The 20,159-nt window shown below is 28.5% G+C and carries 22 protein-coding genes and 1 tRNA gene; 5 read left to right on the top strand and 18 right to left on the bottom strand.

The features are described from left to right. Nucleotides 1-194: 194 nt before the first annotated feature. The 3 genes from DR024_RS02040 to DR024_RS02030 all read right to left on the bottom strand — a co-directional run bounded on the left by DR024_RS02040 (nucleotide 195) and on the right by DR024_RS02030 (nucleotide 1,988). On the bottom strand, nucleotides 195-377 hold the full coding sequence (locus tag DR024_RS02040; RefSeq protein WP_027096947.1) for an alpha/beta-type small acid-soluble spore protein: 183 nt from the start codon (nucleotides 375-377) through the stop codon (nucleotides 195-197). 134 nt (nucleotides 378-511) lie between these two features. Next, nucleotides 512-1,657 carry a GH25 family lysozyme gene (locus DR024_RS02035; RefSeq protein ID WP_099313716.1) on the bottom strand — a complete coding sequence of 382 codons (1,146 nt, stop codon included), beginning with the start codon at nucleotides 1,655-1,657 and terminating at the stop codon, nucleotides 512-514. 256 nt (nucleotides 1,658-1,913) lie between these two features. Continuing rightward, nucleotides 1,914-1,988 (bottom strand) — tRNA-Trp (locus DR024_RS02030). A gap of 163 nt (nucleotides 1,989-2,151) precedes the next feature. On the opposite strand from DR024_RS02030, the gene DR024_RS02025 reads away from it, so the two are divergent. Next, on the top strand, nucleotides 2,152-3,219 hold the full coding sequence (locus DR024_RS02025; protein ID WP_027096948.1) for an NAD(P)H-dependent flavin oxidoreductase: 1,068 nt from the start codon (nucleotides 2,152-2,154) through the stop codon (nucleotides 3,217-3,219). A gap of 36 nt (nucleotides 3,220-3,255) precedes the next feature. On the opposite strand, the gene DR024_RS02020 is transcribed toward DR024_RS02025, so the two are convergent. The 5 genes from DR024_RS02020 to DR024_RS02000 form a co-directional block, all read right to left on the bottom strand. After that, entirely contained in the window at nucleotides 3,256-4,245 is a 990-nt protein-coding gene (locus DR024_RS02020) for a Gfo/Idh/MocA family protein (protein ID WP_027096949.1), read from the bottom strand. 318 nt (nucleotides 4,246-4,563) lie between these two features. Further along, the gene (locus DR024_RS02015; RefSeq protein ID WP_051195874.1) at nucleotides 4,564-5,223 is read right to left on the bottom strand and encodes a TVP38/TMEM64 family protein; all 660 of its coding nucleotides are present in this window, start codon (nucleotides 5,221-5,223) and stop codon (nucleotides 4,564-4,566) included. Nucleotides 5,224-5,354: 131 nt separating this feature from the next. Continuing rightward, entirely contained in the window at nucleotides 5,355-6,482 is a 1,128-nt protein-coding gene (locus DR024_RS02010; protein WP_027096951.1) for an aminopeptidase, read from the bottom strand. 108 nt (nucleotides 6,483-6,590) lie between these two features. Further along, nucleotides 6,591-7,001: a DUF2178 domain-containing protein gene (locus DR024_RS02005; RefSeq protein WP_027096952.1), complete on the bottom strand. Its 411-nt coding sequence runs from the start codon at nucleotides 6,999-7,001 to the stop codon at nucleotides 6,591-6,593. Nucleotides 7,002-7,012: 11 nt separating this feature from the next. Then, entirely contained in the window at nucleotides 7,013-7,210 is a 198-nt protein-coding gene (locus DR024_RS02000; RefSeq protein ID WP_027096953.1) for a helix-turn-helix transcriptional regulator, read from the bottom strand. 207 nt (nucleotides 7,211-7,417) lie between these two features. On the opposite strand from DR024_RS02000, the gene DR024_RS01995 reads away from it, so the two are divergent. Then, nucleotides 7,418-8,206, top strand: a complete 789-nt coding sequence (locus tag DR024_RS01995; RefSeq protein WP_051195875.1) for a putative ABC transporter permease — start codon at nucleotides 7,418-7,420, stop codon at nucleotides 8,204-8,206. A gap of 97 nt (nucleotides 8,207-8,303) precedes the next feature. Here DR024_RS01995 and yqeK read toward each other — a convergent pair whose 3' ends face one another. From yqeK to DR024_RS01975, 4 genes are all read right to left on the bottom strand, one after another. Beyond that, nucleotides 8,304-8,918, bottom strand: a complete 615-nt coding sequence (gene yqeK / locus DR024_RS01990) for a bis(5'-nucleosyl)-tetraphosphatase (symmetrical) YqeK (protein WP_034865801.1) — start codon at nucleotides 8,916-8,918, stop codon at nucleotides 8,304-8,306. 137 nt (nucleotides 8,919-9,055) lie between these two features. Continuing rightward, complete coding sequence (locus tag DR024_RS01985; RefSeq protein ID WP_027096955.1) at nucleotides 9,056-10,441, bottom strand: PH domain-containing protein; 1,386 nt, start codon at nucleotides 10,439-10,441, stop codon at nucleotides 9,056-9,058. 10 nt (nucleotides 10,442-10,451) lie between these two features. Further along, nucleotides 10,452-10,838 carry a GntR family transcriptional regulator gene (locus DR024_RS01980; protein WP_027096956.1) on the bottom strand — a complete coding sequence of 129 codons (387 nt, stop codon included), beginning with the start codon at nucleotides 10,836-10,838 and terminating at the stop codon, nucleotides 10,452-10,454. A 279-nt stretch (nucleotides 10,839-11,117) separates the two neighbouring features. Next, entirely contained in the window at nucleotides 11,118-11,576 is a 459-nt protein-coding gene (locus DR024_RS01975) for a hypothetical protein (protein WP_027096957.1), read from the bottom strand. Between the two features lie 519 nt (nucleotides 11,577-12,095). Between DR024_RS01975 and DR024_RS01970 the strand changes: the two genes are divergently transcribed. Then, nucleotides 12,096-12,359 carry a DUF1294 domain-containing protein gene (locus DR024_RS01970; RefSeq protein WP_027096958.1) on the top strand — a complete coding sequence of 88 codons (264 nt, stop codon included), beginning with the start codon at nucleotides 12,096-12,098 and terminating at the stop codon, nucleotides 12,357-12,359. A 1-nt stretch (nucleotide 12,360) separates the two neighbouring features. Here the strand turns inward: DR024_RS01970 and DR024_RS01965 are convergent, their stop codons facing one another. Together DR024_RS01965 and DR024_RS01960 are read right to left on the bottom strand one after the other, a co-directional pair. Next, nucleotides 12,361-12,696: a hypothetical protein gene (locus tag DR024_RS01965; protein ID WP_055183506.1), complete on the bottom strand. Its 336-nt coding sequence runs from the start codon at nucleotides 12,694-12,696 to the stop codon at nucleotides 12,361-12,363. Between the two features lie 215 nt (nucleotides 12,697-12,911). Next, on the bottom strand, nucleotides 12,912-14,309 hold the full coding sequence (locus tag DR024_RS01960; protein WP_055183507.1) for a glycoside hydrolase family 1 protein: 1,398 nt from the start codon (nucleotides 14,307-14,309) through the stop codon (nucleotides 12,912-12,914). Nucleotides 14,310-14,442: 133 nt separating this feature from the next. Here DR024_RS01960 and DR024_RS01955 point away from each other — a divergent pair, with 133 nt between their 5' ends. After that, nucleotides 14,443-15,126, top strand: a complete 684-nt coding sequence (locus tag DR024_RS01955) for a GntR family transcriptional regulator (RefSeq protein ID WP_055183508.1) — start codon at nucleotides 14,443-14,445, stop codon at nucleotides 15,124-15,126. A gap of 151 nt (nucleotides 15,127-15,277) precedes the next feature. Here the strand turns inward: DR024_RS01955 and DR024_RS01950 are convergent, their stop codons facing one another. The 4 genes from DR024_RS01950 to DR024_RS01935 all read right to left on the bottom strand — a co-directional run bounded on the left by DR024_RS01950 (nucleotide 15,278) and on the right by DR024_RS01935 (nucleotide 19,144). Then, the gene (locus tag DR024_RS01950) at nucleotides 15,278-15,463 is read right to left on the bottom strand and encodes a hypothetical protein (protein WP_027096962.1); all 186 of its coding nucleotides are present in this window, start codon (nucleotides 15,461-15,463) and stop codon (nucleotides 15,278-15,280) included. A 94-nt stretch (nucleotides 15,464-15,557) separates the two neighbouring features. Next, nucleotides 15,558-16,061 carry a hypothetical protein gene (locus DR024_RS01945; RefSeq protein ID WP_055183509.1) on the bottom strand — a complete coding sequence of 168 codons (504 nt, stop codon included), beginning with the start codon at nucleotides 16,059-16,061 and terminating at the stop codon, nucleotides 15,558-15,560. Beyond that, a complete protein-coding gene (locus DR024_RS01940) occupies nucleotides 16,054-17,187 on the bottom strand; it encodes a site-2 protease family protein (protein ID WP_055183510.1) in 1,134 nt (377 codons plus the stop codon). Before DR024_RS01940 ends, DR024_RS01945 begins: the two co-directional genes overlap by 8 nt. Before the next feature lie 184 nt (nucleotides 17,188-17,371). Then, the gene (locus tag DR024_RS01935; protein WP_055183553.1) at nucleotides 17,372-19,144 is read right to left on the bottom strand and encodes an aminopeptidase P family protein; all 1,773 of its coding nucleotides are present in this window, start codon (nucleotides 19,142-19,144) and stop codon (nucleotides 17,372-17,374) included. A 126-nt stretch (nucleotides 19,145-19,270) separates the two neighbouring features. On the opposite strand from DR024_RS01935, the gene DR024_RS01930 reads away from it, so the two are divergent. Beyond that, the gene (locus DR024_RS01930; protein ID WP_055183511.1) at nucleotides 19,271-20,119 is read left to right on the top strand and encodes a S66 family peptidase; all 849 of its coding nucleotides are present in this window, start codon (nucleotides 19,271-19,273) and stop codon (nucleotides 20,117-20,119) included. Nucleotides 20,120-20,159 lie beyond the last annotated feature (40 nt).

Genomic DNA, 20,159 nt, shown 5'->3' with positions numbered 1-20,159 from the left:
TACAAATAGACATAATGATATGTAATACTTAACTAATACTAAAAGCTTATTAAATTCAATTTATAAAACTATAAAATAAAAGGAGAATGACTATTGTCATTCTCCCGGTAGATGAATACGTGTTAAGCAAATTTTTCTGGCGGTGTAATTTCCATTGGTAATTCTGTCCTTCTAAAGTTAGTCAGTAGGTGCTTTTATAATCTACTTTCGTATTCTTCTACCATTCTTTTTACCATTTCGCCACCTACGGAACCACATTGTCTTGAAGTTAAGTCTCCATTATAATCTGAAAATGGAACTCCTAACTCTTGTGCAACCTCGTTTTTGAATCTGTTTAGTCCTAATTTAGATTCTGGAACTAATGCTTTGTTTGACATATTGATCCCTCCTCAGCTTAAGGTATTTTTATTAAGATTTATTGAGTTACTACTCAATTCATCTTACACTATTATATTGTCCATCTAGCACTTAACTATACGAATTAATAAACGGTAAAATACCCATTTTTAGTTTATTTCACCCTTATTTTCTGTCCTGCATATATCTTGTTAGGATTGGAAATTCCATTTAATCCAGCAAGCTTTTGGTACGTTGTTCCATATATAGCTGCTATTCCAGACAAAGTATCTCCATATTTAACAGTGTAGTATACAGGAGCTAATGACCCACCCGAAACTAACACTAAGTCATTTATATAAACCCAGCTTGTTATCTCTTTTATTAAAGCCTTATTTTCTGATATTTGTTGCACAGTATAAACATTATTTTTAACCCAAGCTGGTATAACTTGACCTGTAGCATAATTAGATCCTATAATTTTTACCCGTGAACCTACTGAGATTGTAGCAGATGAAACATTTCCACCAGAAGAACTTGTTCCTTTTATTATTTTAATAACTTGTCCAACATAAATTTTATTAGGGTCACTAATACCATTTAATTTAGCTAGCTCCTGATAAGTTGTTCCATACATAGTAGCAATTCCAGATAAAGTATCTCCAGCCTTTACTGTATAAGTTACATAATTATTTTCTGGTTCATGCGGAACTGATGAAGAATTTAAAAGGATTCCATTTTTAAATTCATTCATATCACAATTTCCTGATATACCTGGAACACTGCCAGTAGAACTATATTGGAATCCTACCCAACTGTTCCATATTGGATTGCTACCTGGGGTTGAAACTCCATAGTGAGCTATCCAAAGCGGATAAACTCCCAATCTTGAATCAATATTCGTCCTAGCAAAATAAGTGTAGGTATATACAACTATATCTAAACCTGTTAAACTTTTAAGTTCATTTATAAATGTTAATGCTTTATCTGTTAATGCACTCTTACTAAAATTATCAGCAACTTCAAGATCCAATGCTAATTTACAATCAGATACCTTGCCACTAATTGTATTAGCAAAATGTCTTGCTTGTGCCTTTGAATCTAAAGATGGTCTAAAGTAATGGTAAAATCCAATCTTCAAACCTTGAGCTTTTGCTCTAGAATAATTTTGATTTAATTTTTTATCAACAAAATTTATACCTTCAGAGGCTTTCATATATACTATTTCAATTCCACTTTGCTTAACTTTAGCAAAGTCAATATCACCTTGCCAGTTACTCACATCTATACCTCTGAAATTATTTGAATTTCTACTTTCCATAAAAATATACCCCCTTTTTATTAAAATATGTAAAATCTCATAAATGTTCCACTACTTCTTGTATAACTATGTTAATTAATTTGCTTAGGGAGTTTCTTATTAGAATTGCCTCTAGATTTATAATTAGCAACTATCTTCAAAAATTTTTTTAGAAATAATTTTTAATTTTAGATAAAAAATTTATAGAAAGAATGTACCTTCATATTTAATTTCCTAGACAAAAAAAGACTTAATGAAAATTCATTAAGTCTTTTTGTGGCAGGGGCAGTAGGATTTGAACCCACAACCAATGGTTTTGGAGACCACTACTCTACCGTTGAGCCATACCCCTATAACGAAGTTAATTTTATCATGATAATTAACTACTGTCAACAAATTATAATAATAAATATTTTATAAAAATATTGTATATGTCAATAATTTAAACTATAATAATTATAATTATTTGATTATCAAAATATTTGATTGTAGATTTATTGGGAGGTTATTATATTATGAAATTTAATCCATTAAAAATAGGAAATTTATCAGTTCCTCTTCCTATAATTCAAGGTGGAATGGGAATTGGAATATCACTTTCAAATCTTGCTTCTGCCGTAACAAACGCAGGTGGAATAGGTGTTATTTCAGCTGCTCAAATTGGATTTAGAGATAAAAACTTTGAAGATAATGCTTTAGAGTGTAACTTAAAAGCATTAAAAGAAGAGATAAAATTAGCAAAAGAAAAATGTAAAAACGGTATCCTAGGGGTAAATATAATGGTTGCTACAAAGGAATATGCTGAACATGTTAATGCTGCAATTGAAGCTGGTATTGATATTATCATATCTGGTGCTGGTCTTCCAACTATGCTCCCAAAGCTAACAAAGGGAAGCACTGTAAAAATTGCTCCTATAGTTGGAACTCCTAAGTCTGCTAAAGTTCTTTTAAAGTTATGGGATAAGCACGACAATATCACTGCCGATATGGTAATTGTAGAAGGTCCTAAAGCAGGTGGACACTTAGGATACTCTAAAGATAAACTTGAGCTTGAAGATGCAAATTTTGATAATAATGTAGTGCAAATAGTTGAAGAAGTAAAAAAGTATAGAGAAAAGTATAATAAAGATATACCTGTAATTGTAGCTGGAGGTATATTTGACGGTAATGATATAGCTAAATACTTAAAACTTGGTGCCAATGGTGTGCAAATGGCTACAAGATTTGTTGCTACAGAGGAATGTGATGCTTCTGAAGCATTTAAAAAAGCTTATGTTAATGCAAAAAAAGAAGACATATCAATAGTTAATAGTCCCGTTGGTATGCCTGGACGCGCTATATTAAACCCATTTGTCGAACATACAAGAAAAGAAAGAATTAAAATAACAAAATGTTATCAGTGTCTTGCTCCATGTAATCCAGCAATAACTCCATACTGTATAAGTAAAGCTCTTATACAAGCAGTACGTGGTAATTTAAATGAAGGTTTAATCTTCTGTGGAGAAAATGCATATAAAATAGATAAAATTTCTACTGTAAAAGATATTATGAATGAATTAAAACAAGATTTATTAAATGCATAGAAAAAGGGGTTGCTTTAGGCAACCTCTTCTTTAACATTAATCTGCTAGATAAACTAAGCCTATCTGTTTTCTTACTTCATCCATGATCTTCATAGTATTAACTGAGTTTTCATGTGAATTAATTTCCGACTCTCTCTTTCCTTCTTTAATAATCTTTATAAACTCTTCCACCTCATAAAACATACTTTCTTTTTCAAATTGCTCATTTGAAATTACTTCTTCCCTACCATCTCTATACCTTATAATAATCTTATTAAAGCTATTAATTTGTTCAATAATTATACTTCCCCCTTCTCCTTGAATTTCTGAAGGAATATATGAGTTTGATATCTTAGAATACTGAACAGTTCCCATCATCTCATCATAATTGAAAACTATAGAACCTTCTCCATCTACACCTGTTTTAAGCATATAAGCATCAGCCTTAATAGAATTAGGCTTTCCAAATAAGGCTACCATTGGATAGATTGTATAAACCCCTATATCCATTAATGCTCCATTAGATAATTCTCTTTTAAAAGTATTTTCTGTAATTCCAGCTTTATATTTATCATATCTAGAAGAGTACTGGCAGTAGCTACCAAAGTACTTTCTCACCTTACCAATCTTGTATAAATTATCTTTAAGTATCTTGAAGTTTGGCATTTGTACTGTCTTCATTGCTTCCATAAGAAGAACATCATTTTCTCTTGATGCCTTAATCATGTCTAAAACTTCTTTTACATTAGATCCAAAGGCTTTTTCAACTAAAACATGTTTCTTATTATTCATGCACAAGATTGCCTGTGATGCATGAATAGCATTAGGAGACGCTATATATATTGCATCTATCTCTTCACACTTTGCCATCTCTTCTAAGTTATCAAAAAAGATTTTAGCTCCGTACTGTTTACCAAATTCTTTTGCCTTACTTAAACTTCTTGAATAAACTCCAACTAACTCAAAATCCTTACACTCTTTAGCTCCATCTAAAAACCAATGAGATATATTACTTGTCCCTATAATTCCAAATTTAATTTTCCTCATAATAATTATCATCCCCTATGCTTTATTCTTATTGTTTCTTCCATATATCTTTTGCATACCTAACTTCATGTAGATCAACTATGCTATTAATATAATTCTATCTTATTAAAGAAAAACCTTTTCAAAAATATATAGAAATTTCTTTTCTAATTTTACTTATTTATATATTCTTATATTTATATATTTAAGCTATTTACAGTTTATATAATAAATATAAATAACATTAAAATGTTGAAGTTACCAAAAGTTAGTGTCAATTATAATTCCATAAAAAAAGAAATCGTCTATCGATTTCTCATCATCATCTTTTTAACCTGTCTAACTTATCTTATGTCTTTTGTCCATTATAAACTTTGATCCTACAACTGCTACTATTAAAACTGAAATAGGAATCAAAAATTTTGGTGATAATGGATTGTGTGCTTCCCTTCCTATTATTGAATAACATATAGTTTCTGGTATAACTCCTATTACGGAAGCAATTATAAAGTCCCAATACTTTATCTTTGTAAGACCACAAGCATAACTTAATGGATCATATGGAAGCACTGGTGGCAATCTAAGTAAAAATAAAATTTTAAACCCGTTCTTTTCCATATTGTTATCTAACTTCATTAACTTCCCACCAATGATACTTTCAACAAAGTCCTTACCTAAAAATCTAGAAATATAAAAAGCTACTGTTCCAGATAAAAAAAATCCAAACATAGTTAATAGAAATCCCTTTATTGGACCAAATACAATTCCTGCTCCTAAGGCTAAAATATTTGATGGTATTACTATAAGGAAAGGCTTTATAATATGCATTCCTAAATATACAAGCATTGCTACAGGACCTATACCTTCAAGATACTTAAGTAATTTATGAATTTTCAAATGTTTAATAGTATTCCAATTTAGTAAAACACAAACTAATATACATACTATAAAAGCAATAAAAATAGTAAACTTTATTTTATTAATCTTTTCTTTTTTCATTAATAAACCCCTTACACCTGTTATTGTTCCCTTTTTAATATCCTATCACATATTTAAACTTAAGTTTATTAATTTTTTCTAAAGATAAGAAAGGAGATGAATTAACACCTCCCTTTATTTTATTTAATATATTATAAATTATGCTTAATTAATATCTCATCAATAAACTTCCCATTCTCATAGAAAAGTTCACCATCAGCATAAATTCTCCCACAATTCCTCATATCACATAGCATATCCCAATGAATTGAAGACTTATTCTTTCCTCCTGCCTCTTCCATAGAATCTCCAATTGCCATATGAACAGTTCCACCTATCTTTTCATCAAATAGCATATTCCTTGTAAAGTTCTTAATTCCATAGTTAGTACCTATAGCTACTTCTCCAAACCTACTAGCTCCTTCATCTATAGATATAAGGCTTTTAAGTAAATCTTCCCCCTTCTTAGCAGTAGCTTCAATTACTTTTCCATCCTTAACTATTAGCTTAATACCTTCAACTTCTTTTCCCGCATAAATTCCTGGGAAGGAAAAAGTAATATATCCATTTACTCCATCTTCTACAGGTGATGTAAATATTTCTCCATCTGGGAAGTTAGCCTTACCATCACAATTTATCCACTTCCTTCCCTTAACATTTACTTTTATATCAGTTCCTTCAGATACTATATGAATTTCACTCTTTGTATCTAAATATTTAACCCATCTTTCTTGCTCTGCACTTATTCTCTTCCACTCTGCTACTGGATCATCAACCTCAAGTAAACCTGCCCCATATACAAAGTCCTCATACTCTGAAAAGCTCATAGAAGCTTCTTGGGCATCAGATTGAGTTGGATATTGTGTACCACACCATCTTAATTCACCACTACCCATTCTATCTGAGTAGAATCTTCTCCACTTTTTTGCTCCCTCTTGAGATTTTTTTAATATTTCTGCGTCCATATTAGTAAATGCCCTAGTATTTCTTCCTCCCCATGCACTTAACCATACATCTGCTTTTTCAAGTATTGTCTCCATTATAAGATCACCACGTCTTAATTGCTCATCATTTGAATATTTAAGTTGCATCTCACGAGCTTCTTGTGAACTTAATTTATATTCAACATATGCCCCAGCTTTAGTAGCTTCTTTTATTACTTCTGTCACCCATGGTGTACATACTTCATCTGCTGATACAAATACCAAATCTCCTGGTTTTACTTCTGTTGAGTAGTTAACTAACAGCTTTGCTAACTTATTTAACCTTTTATCTGCCATACACTCATCCTCCTAAAATAAACTTAATAGGATAATTATACCACACATTAACTGCTCTAAAGATAGTTTTAACTTAGTCCCCCTTGTAGTTGATCTACTAAATAAATACTATATTTTTTTATTATAGTAGTAGGTAAATCCTATATGGGCTACTGGCATAATTACTAATAAGGCTATTAGTATAGATATTGCTGACATTTCAAATATTGATACTAAAATACACATAAATAAAACTACTAAATATGATAGATTATATGCACTATATCCAGCCTTATCCCATATTTGATGAAGTCTTTCATCCTTTTCTTGAATTTTATAATTTTCATTATATTTTCCCTTCTTAAATAGGAAAGTTCCTAAAAAAGCTGCAACTCCACCAGATAAACATCCTATTCCAAAGCCAAAAACTAATTCTTCATGAACTAAAGCATCTCCTTGAATTTTGTGGACAATTAGTAAACTTACTCCTACCAAGATTAAAATTATCCCTTGAATTCTATTTTTATTTGTAATTGACATACACTCTCCTCCTATTCCTCTTCATAAATAAATATTTCTTCAATGGACCTTCCAAAAATGTTAGCTATCTTAAACGCTAGTATTATTGATGGATTATACTTTCCATTTTCTAAAGATATTATTGTTTGTCTTGATACTGTTAACTTTTCTCCTAATTCCTGCTGAGTTAATTTAGCTTCTTCTCTTAACTCCTTAATTTTATTTTTCATAAACACCTCCAACAAAGCACTTGATGTAAAGCTCACTTTACTTCAAAAACTACACAAATGTAAAGTTTCCTTTACCTTTATTCTAATCTTTTCCTTCATCTATGTCAAGCATGCTTTACATTATTTTTTTAATATTTTTGTTATTTTTATCCTATTTCTAATGATATAATTTAATTAATACACTTTTTTTAGGAAGGAAATAATCTTATGTATACTTATAATTTATTTCAATGGATATTACTATTTTTTATATATTGTTTTTTAGGATGGTGCGTTGAATCAACAATAGTTTCAACTAGAGAAAAAAGATTTATAAATAGAGGGTTTTTAAAAGGTCCTTTTTTACCTATTTACGGTACAGGCACAATATTAATTTTATTTGTCTCTCTCCCATTAATAAATCATCCTATTCTTGTTTATATAGCTGGTTTAATATCTACTACAATTCTTGAATATTTTACTGGATGGCTAATGGAAACAATATTTAAAATTAAATATTGGGATTACACTGATGATAAATTTAATTATAAAGGTAGAATTTGTTTAGTTAGCTCCTTATTCTGGGGAGTTTTAACATTGTTTGTTGTTTATATTATACATGCTCCCATATCCAATCTTATATCCAACTTAGGAAATACAACTATAATTGTTTTATCAATTATAGCTTCAATAATTTTTATATTTGATTTTGTATATTCTACTTATAACGTACTTGATTTAAACAGGATATTAAAATTTATGACAAAAATAAGAGAAGAAATGGAAACACTAAGTAACCAAATAAAGGAAAAGACTTCTTCATTATCTTCTACTGATTTAAGCCTAATAAAGGAAAAGTTATCTTCATTAAAGGTTGAATATGATAAATATGCTGAAAAAGTCAACTTCTTTCATAAACAAATTATAAAAGCATATCCAAGTGCTAGTTCTAAGAAATTTAATGAAGCATTTAAAGTATTAAAAGATAAAATTGGAAATACATTTAGAAGAAAATAATATTATTTTAAAAGGACCGAGTTATCGGTCCTTTTAATCCATTATTTCTTAACGATTGTTCCTTTATATGAAATTAAATCCTACAATTTAGAAATTATCATATACTTGCAAAATACCTATGTGCCTCATTCATCCATTTATGCGGACATAAAAGCATATTATTCTCATATACATAGTTAATATAATTTTTACATGCATTTTCTAATGATATACTTAATCCATCTTCTATAATATCTATATACGGTGGTTTTCCATCTTGATCCCACGATATTTTATCAGCAAGAAATAAGATCATTTCATATTTACTAGGTTTACTTCTTAATGTAGTATGACATTCAATTGAAGATAATATATTTTTTTCTGTAATATCAAAATAGTGAAATGCTATTAACTTAGAAATTCTTTGATGTAACAAAAAAGGATATTTTTGTTCAGAAATATCCAACCACATATTATTTTCATTTGCTATCACAATCATATCCTTTGGCTTTATTATTGAACTAATATCATGTAGTAACGCTGATTTATAACATATTTCAGAATCTAGCAGAAACCTATCAGCTAACTTTAAACTTGTTTTAGCAACTTCTAATACATGTTTTTTAGTATGATTCTTATTATTTATTTCAAGAAGCTCACATGCATCATTAGTGAAATCCCCTGTTTTCTCTATACTATTTATATAATCAAATTCATCTAATATAATTGACATAATTAAATCCACCCTTTAAATTACTATTTATCTAACTCATAAATTTATTTAATTATACATAAAAACAGTAAGTATTAAATATATATTTCTTTATTATTATACTGCAAATAAAAAGATGAACTACTATCAAAGGTAGTTCATCTTTTTATTGCTTCCTTAATTTCTCCGTAATACTCTTTTGTTATATCTGGCTTTTCCCCATTTATAAACACATAGGTATCCTTTAACTTAATTTTTAAATAAGGAGAGCTATTTCTATAAATATATATAGGTGTATTACCATATCCCTCTAATTTAAAATATCCAATGCTATAGTGGCTCCCTCCTATCCCATTAGTCTTAATAGTGGCTTTAGGCATTTCGTTAATTAATTCCACGCCTTCCACATCATTAATATTAAATTCTATTTCATAAGATGGTGCCTCTATTTTTATCACATTATTATTTATATTCATCTTAAATCCACTAATATCAAATCTTAATAAATATAGACATATACCTACAACAAGAATTACTACAAATATGTTCCCGACATAATTTAAAATTCTTCCCTTTTTATTTCCTAAGTTGAAGCACATTCCTACTCCTATACGCTTTTCAACCATAATTCTGTTATCATGAGGGTTGCAATAGTATCCTTCTTCCCAATACTCATCTGTATCAGTAAATAACCTGTCCTCTGATGCATATACAACTTTATTTATACTTTCTTTTATATTTATTGAAGTGCATATTATTATAATTACTGAAAAAATTGTAAGCCACATTCCTATTATACATAATATAAATCCTAAGCTTGTCTCTACTATTATTCCTTCAATTATTAAAGCCAAAGTTATACTATTACATGTTGATACTACAATCCAACAAAGTGACCACTTCTTTTTGTAAATTCTATTACACAACATATTAACTTCTGTATTATTGCTGTATACATTGGTTCTCATATTACTATACTTATTATATAAAAACATAAAGATCAATATTACTAATAACCCTATTAAAGCTATATATACTGTAATATTTCCTATACTCTCCCTCTTAAAAAAAGCTCTTATAACATATAAAATAGAAAGTACTACAGAAGGAATAAACCATAATATTGATATTGGCATATTGTCCTTTAAATTAGTTACTTTCGTATCAATTCTAATTATATTCTTCTCTCCAACATACCAATTATTACTTCTTTTCACCCCCATAAGTATCTTAATATACTTTTTAATTAGTAAGTCCGAAAGTCCAATTAGTGAAAATGTCCATATAAAAAAATATATTATTATAAAAGAATCACATTTTTTTATAAATATCATTGGAATAATTAATACTGCAGAAGCAAGCATTAGGTATTTATTTTCTTTCTTAAATCTATTAATTATTTCTAATACCTTTTCATCTTTTAGCTGCATATATGGTAAGGTTACACCAATTACTACATTGTTATTAGGCTTTGTGGCAGATAAATTTATAAAATACATAGTAAATAAAATTATTAATCCACTAAATAAAAAAATAAATATCACAAATCCCCCCCTAATTATTTACAATTCCCTTCATACCTGCAAAAACTGAATTGAACATATTTAAAAATTCCTCTTTACTTATTCCTTTAAGAACTGATTCGGCTACTAGTAATTCTAATTCACTTTCTAGTTTTTCTTTAAATTCAAAAGATAAGTTAATACTTGGATTAACCTTAGCACCATGTCTACGATCAATTTCAATATATCCTTCATCCTTTAATATCTTATACGCTTTATTTACTGTCATTGTATTTACACCTATATCAGCTGCCATTTGGCGTACTGTTGGAAGACTTTCCCCTCTCTTTAGTTCCCCACGTCCTATTCCCATAACTATTTCATTTCTTAGCTGAACATAAATAGGTACATCACTATTCATGTTTAAATTAATTATCATGTTATCGCCTCCATTTTGTATTATATATTGTAATACAAATAATACTTAATAACAATATATCTTCATAATAAAAAATGTGGGGGATATTTATTTTGCTCGTTCCGTCGTAAGCTCTAAGTCACATCAAAACAAATATCCCCCCCCACTCCTACTAAAGGTAATTAAAAAATGAGTTAACATATCCCTAAATTGCTGAAGTTATCCAGAATTTAATAATAGCTATAATTTCCTAAAGAATAAAAAAAGCGTACCTTAGTACGCTTACCCCCTCAAAAGATTCTATTTAAATGTTGCTAATGTTCTTTCATAATTTATCCCTGATAAGAAGTACATTACTCCAGAAGTAGCCAGAGCTCCACCTAAACCTAAATAGAAACTTCCTAAATAGACAGGATTAATAATTCCTGAACTTCTTATTGTTATTCCCCCAGCTATCATAATAGCCATAATTACATATCCTTTAATATCAAAAAATGAAAAAATACAATACTTCTCTTTTGCACTATCTATTATTCTTTTTAGATGTTTTTTAACCATCTTAGAAAAAATAAAATTATAAAAAAGTATATATACAATTATAGTTCCTAATATATAACTAAATGGATTCTGCGAATTATTAAATAAATCTCCATACCCTAAAGTAAAAATTCTTGCTCCAGCAAAAGTCCATAATAAACCACCAATAATGAACAGAATTCTATCATTTACACTTACAACTAAATCCTTTATAAGCTTCATAAAATATTCCTCCTTTATTCCACTTTTATTAATTTCATAATACTCCTCATTTTTTAAACAGTCAATTATAAATAATAACTTTTATTAATTAATCCTAATTATCCTATTTTATTAACAACTTTATTTATTTCTTATTTTTATGAATAAAACCTGTGAACTTGTCCATAATATTAATGAAATCATAAATTATAAAATTCATATGGAACACACACCCATATGAATCCCCCTATATTAAAAAATAACAAGCCTCTAAAGCTTGTTATTTTTTATTTCTATAAACAAAAAATTCTTATAGTTTTATCTATAAGAACTTTTCCCTTATTCTCTCTCATTCTTCTTTTATACTTCTAATTGAAAGTTATTAATATATTTATATTAATTCCCCTACCTTCAATTATAACGTTATCATATTTCTTCCGAAAAGTTTGTCGATTGTTGTAAGAAAATTATTTTTTTTTTATTTATTTTATCTGGAAGGTTATGGTATGATATTTTTAGAATTATTTGTAGAGGTGAATTATGTTTAAATTGTTAGCTAATTATATTATTTCAATCAATCTAATAGGAATTATATTAATGTTTTTAGATAAAAGAAAAGCTGTAAAAAATAAATGGAGGATTAGTGAGAATACACTAATGCTTACTGCCCTAATAGGTGGTGCACTTGGAATTCTTATAGGTATGTATACATTTAGACATAAAACTAAGCATAAGAAATTTACTATTGGCGTACCAGTACTACTAATTGTAAATATTCTTTGCATAATAATGATAATTAAGTAATCTAATTATCACTAGCATATCTATCATAGCTTCCATCATACATTTCTTCTTCTCTACTAGACTCTTTCATAATAAAAATATTTATATCTTCAAAAAAATACACATTTGTATAATGAATACCAGTGTGTACTCTTGCTATTAGTCCATTATCTTTATGCTCATGAGTATACATTATGCTTATAAGTATTAGCCCAATCATAAATATAATAACTGCTAATGTACAAATAAGATTAGAAAATAATTTAATTAATTTATATTTTGTTTTTATCTTTATCCATATAAATATAAGAAATGTGGCTGATAATGCTACAAGTAATTCCGCAAATTTTACATACATTCTTAAGAAACTTATCCTTAATATTTATCTCGTTATTCTTTTCCATAAGCCCCTCCACTTTTACTTTATATTCCTCATTTTAGCACATAACCTCCTAATCTATTTCTTACAAAATACTTAAGTATATAATAAAAAAACTGCCTTTTCAGGCAGCTTTATCTATAGTATCTAATTTAATTTTTCTCTAGTACCTTAATTTTTTTCTCTAGTACTTCTTAAAATCCATTATTTTCAGTTACTTCTTTAATCCATCTTCCAGACTTCTTAATTGTCTTCTTTTGTGTATCTAAATCAACTGAAATGTATCCATATCTGTTTTTATAGGCATTTAACCATGACCAGCAGTCTATTGGTGTCCATGTATGGTAACCAAAACAGTTTGATCCTTCTTCTATTCCTCTATGAAGGTGCTCTAAATGCTCTTTAATAAAGTCGATTCTATAATCATCCTCTATTATTCCATCTTCATTTTTATATCTATCTTCACCCTCTACGCCCATTCCATTTTCAGAAATGTACCAAGGAATGTTGTTGTAATTATTCTTTAAATTCATAGCTATATCATGCATTGCTTCAGGGTAGATTTCCCATCCTCTATATGGATTCATTCTTCTACCTGGCATAATGTAGTTATCAAAATACTTATCTGGCATCCAACCTAAAGTTTCGTCATATGCTTCTTCCTTAGACTTAACTCTTCTTGGTTGATAATAGTTAACACCTAAGAAATCTATAGTGTTGTTCTTTATTATAGCCATTTCTTCCTCTGTAGCTTCCCATAAAACCTTATCTTCTGTAAGTTTTTCAACTAAATATTCTGGGAACTTACCTTTTATAGCTGGATCTAAGAAAGAATTGTTAAAGAAATCATCTGCAAATTTAGCTGCAGCTAAATCTTCCTTACTTTCTGATCTTGGATATGAAGGAGTTAAATTAAGTACTATTCCAATCTTTCCTCCATCCTTGTTATATCCACCTTTTCTATAAGCTTCAATAGCCTTTGCTGATGCAAGATTTATATTAAACATAACTTGAACAGCTTTTTTACCATCTACTAAACATGGATAGTGGAATTTATATAAATATTGACCTTCAACAACTACTATTGGTTCATTGAATGTAGTCCAATACTTTATTCTATCTCCAAATAACTCAAATGCCTTTTCTGCAAATTTAACAAATAAGTCAACTACATGCTTTGATTCCCATCCACCATACTTTTTGTATAATTCAACAGGTAAGTCAAAGTGATGTAAATTCATAATTGGAGTAAGTCCATTCTTTAAACATTCGTCTATCATATCGTTATAGAATCTTACACCATCTTCATCAACTTCTGCAGTTTCAAAATCTTTTATTAATCTAGTCCATTGGATTGATGTTCTAAAAGAATTTAATCCAATTTCCTTTATCATAGCTAGATCTTCTTTATAGCTATTATAAAAATTAGATGCAACGTTTGGTCCTACTTTATCAAAAAAAGCATCTGGTTCTATATCATACCAATAATCAAACACACTATCATGTTTTTTATTAAAACGCCCTTCTGATTGTGGTCCAGATGTTGCTGACCCCCACAAAAAATTTTCTGGAAATATAAATTTCTTTTCCATGCCATTACCTCCTGCCCTTTCTTTAATTTTATTCTATACAATTTTTATTCCACAGTAACTATTTGTCTATACAATAAATTTTACTAATGATAAAATTAAATATGAAACATTTAGCATTTATGAGGTGGTTTTGTTGAAAAGTAAGGAAATAATAAGAGATATAATAGAAGACATTACCTTAGGAAAATATAAAGTTGATGAACGAATGCCATCAGAAAGTCAATTAGCTATAAAATATAACTGTAATAGACATACTATTAGAAAAGTTACTGAAAATCTAATTGAAAGAGGATATTTAAGAAGAATTCATGGTGGTCCAACTTACATAAACTCCTTACCATCTAATCACAGTTTAAACTTTTCATCTTTACTTGAATTATATGGAGAAAGTTCCGTTACATCTAAAGTGGTAAAATTCAAATTAGAAATAGCTACGCCTGAGATATGTAACATGTTAAAGTTGGATGAAGGGGCTAAAGTTTGGTCTATCATTAGAATAAGATACGTTTCTACAACTCCATCACATACAGAGGAAACATTTATTCCTTATTCTCTTTTACCAGACTTAAAGGAAGAGGACTGTTTACATAGTTTACTTCATTATGTAGAAAACTCCTTTGATTACGAAGTAAGTCATGCTATTAAAAATATTAGTGCTATAAAGCTTTCTAAAAAAGATTGTGAATATTTGCAATTACCAGAGGATTCTTTAGCCCTTCAAATTGAAAATACAGGCTATTTAACTAATGGAAGACCTTATGAATATTCAATAAATAAACATAGAGATAATAATATAACTTACTATGCAAAAAGATAAATTTTCATAAAGTAAAAGCTACAAAACAGATTGTTTTGTAGCTTTTATTTTATTTATGATTTTTCTTAGCGTTACCATTTCTCTTTTTTTCTAATTCTTGCTGACTTGAACAGCTTTTACACTTTTTTTCACTCACTCTAATCACCAGCCTTTAAGACCATTGATTATTTGTAGCACTCTTTGGATTTGGTTTTTCATCTTTTCCATGTCCGCATCCACAGTTACAGATATTTACCATGCTTCCTCTGTTACAGTTTAAATCATCTGCTCCATGGTTGTGATGGCAATGATGTTCATGATTCTTATCATGATGACAGTGACAATTATGTTCGCTCATAATATATCCCTCCTCAATTTTGATTACACTTATATTATCTGTAGTGGACAAATATTAATGCTATGAAATCACTGTATTAAAATCTTTAAATTCTCTATTCTTCCTCTTCTTTTTTATTATAAAAAACCATATATAATCCAATTGCAACTAGTATTATAGGAAACACTAAAGATCTATTCATCCAATGAAATACATTTCCAAATATCATAGAAAAAAATGCACCAAAGGTAACAAATGATAATATACAAATAGGAATCAATAAAGCCTTTTGTTTCCCACCATACAAATATAATTGAAATAAACCTATTGCTACAGCTAAAGTATAAATTGGCCAAGTATAAGCTGAAAAGCGCCATCTAGTTATCTCTTCAAATAGGAAAAGTAATCCTAATGTAGTTAGAATCCCTCCTGGCACTAACATTCCTGGGCTTTTCCTATTTGCAAAATAGGCCACTTCAAAAGACAATCCTGGTACTAGCAAAAAGATTGGCCATAAAGTTTCCATAGTAAACAACCTTATATTAAATATTTTGTCTACTATTCCTAATATACCTATTACAATTAAAGCAATCCCCAAAATATACTTTTTGTTATTCATTATTATTCCCCCCATTAACTTTATTTAATATTTTCATAATAAGTTTCTCTTCCAATAACGCTTGTCCCTTAAATGGGAACTTATCCTTTACTGATAATCCATCAAAACAACATATTTTTGCTTCCTCATAATCATTTTCAATAAACAGCTTATATGACGCTAAAGTTCTTCTACCATTGATATCTTTATCATTAAGTAATAATTTTTTAGCTTTCGTAAAATATTCTTTTGCTTTTTCTTCTCTTAATTCTATTGCAGAATAGTAATATATAAATTCGTTATAAAATCCTGGTCTTGAGTACTCTGGAATAATATCAATATGATTTTCCAAAAACTCTATGTTGTTTTTCACTTCTTCTATATTGTCTAAATCCAAAGCTTTAAAATATTCATATAACACTATTTGTATTGTTGTCACATCTACTTTTTCACTGCTTTTAATATCAAAGTTTAAATCTAAGTCTTTAAAACTCACTCCGAACCTTAATTTATTAGTTACGTCTAAAATTTTTAAGTAAATTTGTCCTGAAGGTTCATTTCTTAAAATACTCCAAAGAATATTACCATCGGTAGCTATTCCTACAGATTTTATTGGAACAAAGTTAATTATAGCTAACAAGCTAGTTACAACTATTCCTGTAATTAATATTCCTTTTAATAGCACTTTTCCAGAAGGCATTAAAAACAATCCACACAACATAAGTAATATACTTATAAAATTAAAAATAACTCCTCCAGAAATAAATAAAAGATGATCCTTTCTAGTACTCTCTTTAGTTGGCATCATGCAGCATAGTCCACCAATTTCTTTATTAAATTTCAAATAAAATTTTACTTTCCCATTTTCGTAAAACCAATTAAAACAAGCAATTGAATATCCAATCAACTTATATTTCGCTTTTTTACCAAAAATAAAATGACCAAATTCATGAATATTAATTGATATAAACATCCACACATACAAAGATATTAATATTATAAAAAAATCAATTGGTCTAAAGCCTATACTCTTAAGACTTATTGTTTTTCCAAGAAAAACTCCTCCCAAAAAACCTACAACTATACAGCCTATAAAGAATAAAATTCTTTTTTTATTTTTATTTTTTTCACTACTTGATTTATTCATAATCCCCCTACTTTTCCTTATTATTTCCACTTATTTAATTATACATTAATTTATTCCACTTAAAAAAAAATAAATAGTAATTTAATATAGAATTAAGGTAACAATTATTTGTTTTCTATTATTCCATAAGATAAACTTATAAAAAAAGAAATCCTCACGGATTTCTCTTTTTAATCTCTATTATTTAAATACTTCTTGTTTCCTTTTCTAAAAACTTCTTTTCTTCTTCAGTTAAATATGGACTTAACTTTTCATAAACAGTTCTATGATAATTGTTTAACCATTCTCTTTCTTCTTCATCTAATAAAGAAACATCTACCCCTTCTAAGTCAATTGGGCAATATGAAATAGTATCAAACTTATAGAATTCTCCCATTTCATCATTCTTAAATGCTTTAGTAACTAATAGAGTATTTTCTGTTCTTATTCCATGTTTATTTTCCTTATAAACTCCTGGTTCATTTGTAAGTATCATACCTGGCTCAAGTGCTATAGTATTACAAAAAGGCCTTATTCCTTGAGGTCCTTCATGAACATTTAAAAAGAATCCAACACCATGACCTGTTCCACATTTATAATCCATACCATACTTCCATAATGGTCTTCTAGCTATAGCATCTAGGTTACATCCATTAGTACCCTTTAAGAAAATAGTTGTAGCTAGGGCTATGTGAGATTTTAATACTAAAGTAAAATCTCTCTTCTCTTCTTCAGTTATTGATCCTAATATAAATGTTCTTGTTATATCAGTAGTTCCATCTAAATATTGAGCTCCTGAGTCTATAAGTAGCATTCCTTCACTATTTAATTCATATTGGCTTTCTTCTGTAGCTGAATAATGCATCATTGCTGCATGGTCTTTATAACCAGCTATTGTATTAAAGCTCAATCCCTTAAAGTACTCTCCCTTAGCTCTTATTTCTTCAAGCTTATCTGATGCTGATATCTCAGTCATATTTATTTTTCCTACATTCTCTTTAAGCCATTTAATAAACTTAACCATGGCTACTCCATCTCTCACTTGAGAAACTTCCATGTTCTTTATTTCAACTTCATTCTTAACTGCCTTAAGAGATGTTGTAATATTTAAGTTTTCTATTATTTTCACATCTTCTGAAATTAAATAATAAAGTTTTCCATTAACTTTAGCACCATCAATAATAATAGATTCAGTTACATTCTTTATATCTTTATAAATATCATTATATGGCTTTAGAGTTACACCTTGTGCTTCTAATCTTCTCTTATCATCATTAGCTACCTTTTCCTCATCAATATAAAGCACTGCTTCATTATCACTTATTAAAGCATAAGCTAAAGCTACAGGATTATAAGCTATATCATTCCCTCTTATATTAAATAGCCAAGCTATATCATCTAAGGAGGCAATTACATAGTTTTCTCCCTCTAGTTTTTTCATTTCATCTCTCACTTCTTGTAACTTTTCACTAGTACATCTTCCACAATATTTTATATCATGGATAAATATCTTTTCTTTTGAAAGTTCTGGTCTATCACTCCAAATCTCATTTAAAAAGTCCTTATCCATCTTTATATTAAATCCATTTTTTTCTGACAATTCTTTATAATTTTTATACTCATTAGTAGAGATTGTACTTCCATCAAAAGCTAAATTTTTTCCTTCTTTAACATTATTCTTTATCCACTCAATTAAACTTGGATAACCAGGTATATTCATCTTCATAAGCTTAATTCCTGAACCATTAAGTTCTTTTTCTGCTTGAATAAAGTATCTTCCATCAGTCCATAAATAACTTTCTTCTATCCCAACTAATAAAGTACCAGCAGAACCTGTGAATCCTGATACATAAGCCCTTCCTTTATAGTACTCTGGAACATATTCACTTTGATGTGAATCACCACTTGGAATTATGTAATAATCTACATTTTCTTTTTTCATGACTTCTCTTAAATTATTTAAATTACTCATTTTCAGTCCTCCCCAATGATTGTAAATTATAGTTCTATTATACAATTAATTAATATTCTATCAATAAAAATATAGGATAAATGACAAACTATGATATTATAGAATAAAAACTTTTATAAGAAGGTGAATTTAATGAAAAATGTAGCAATAATAAGCTGTTCAAATGGTCTTCAAGAAAGTGCAAGACCTACACTAGATAAACTTTTAGATATTCTTAGCTCTCTTGGGTTAAATGTAATCCTATCTTCAGCTATTTATGTTAAAGATGATGGGCTTTCTAGTGGTAGTGGCAAGGAACGTGGAAAAGAATTAATGAAACTATATAAAGATTCTTCGATTGATGCAATTTTTGATGTTTCTGGTGGGGACTTAGCTAACGAAGTTTTGGAGTATATAGATTTTGACATTATAAAAAATAATCCTAAGCCTTTTATAGGATATAGTGATTTATCAGTAATTTTAAACAGTATATATTCCCAAGTTGGTGACACTTCTTACCTTTATCAAGTTAGGCATATTGTCGCTAACAAGGAAAACTTAAATAGATTTAGTAACTTTATTAAAGATTCTAATAATGATCTATTTAATATTGATTATAGATGGATTCAAGGAGAATCTATGGAGGGCATAGTTATTGGAGGTAATATTAGATGTACTTTAAAACTAGCTGGAACTAAATATATGCCTAACTTCAAAGGTAAAATACTTTTACTTGAAAGTCTTGGTGGAGATGTTGCTAAAATGAGAACTTTTTTAACTCAGTTAAAGCTTATGGGAGCATTTAAAGAAATTAACGGAATTATACTTGGAACTTTTACTGAAATGGAGAAAAATAATTATAATCCTACTATTGAGGAATTAGTTAAAGAAATTGTTAATGATAAAAATATGCCTATAGTTAAAACTGAGGATATCGGTCATGGAAATAATTCTAAATGTATGGCTATTGGTAAAGAAATTAAATTAGTTAAGAATAATTAATTTACAATAAAAAGCATGACTAATTATAGCCATGCTTTTT

Source organism: Clostridium paraputrificum (assembly GCF_900447045.1).
Taxonomy (GTDB): Bacteria; Bacillota; Clostridia; order Clostridiales; family Clostridiaceae; genus Clostridium; species Clostridium paraputrificum.
Note: the sequence above shows the minus strand (reverse complement) of the source record. Positions and strands in the feature narration are given on the sequence as shown.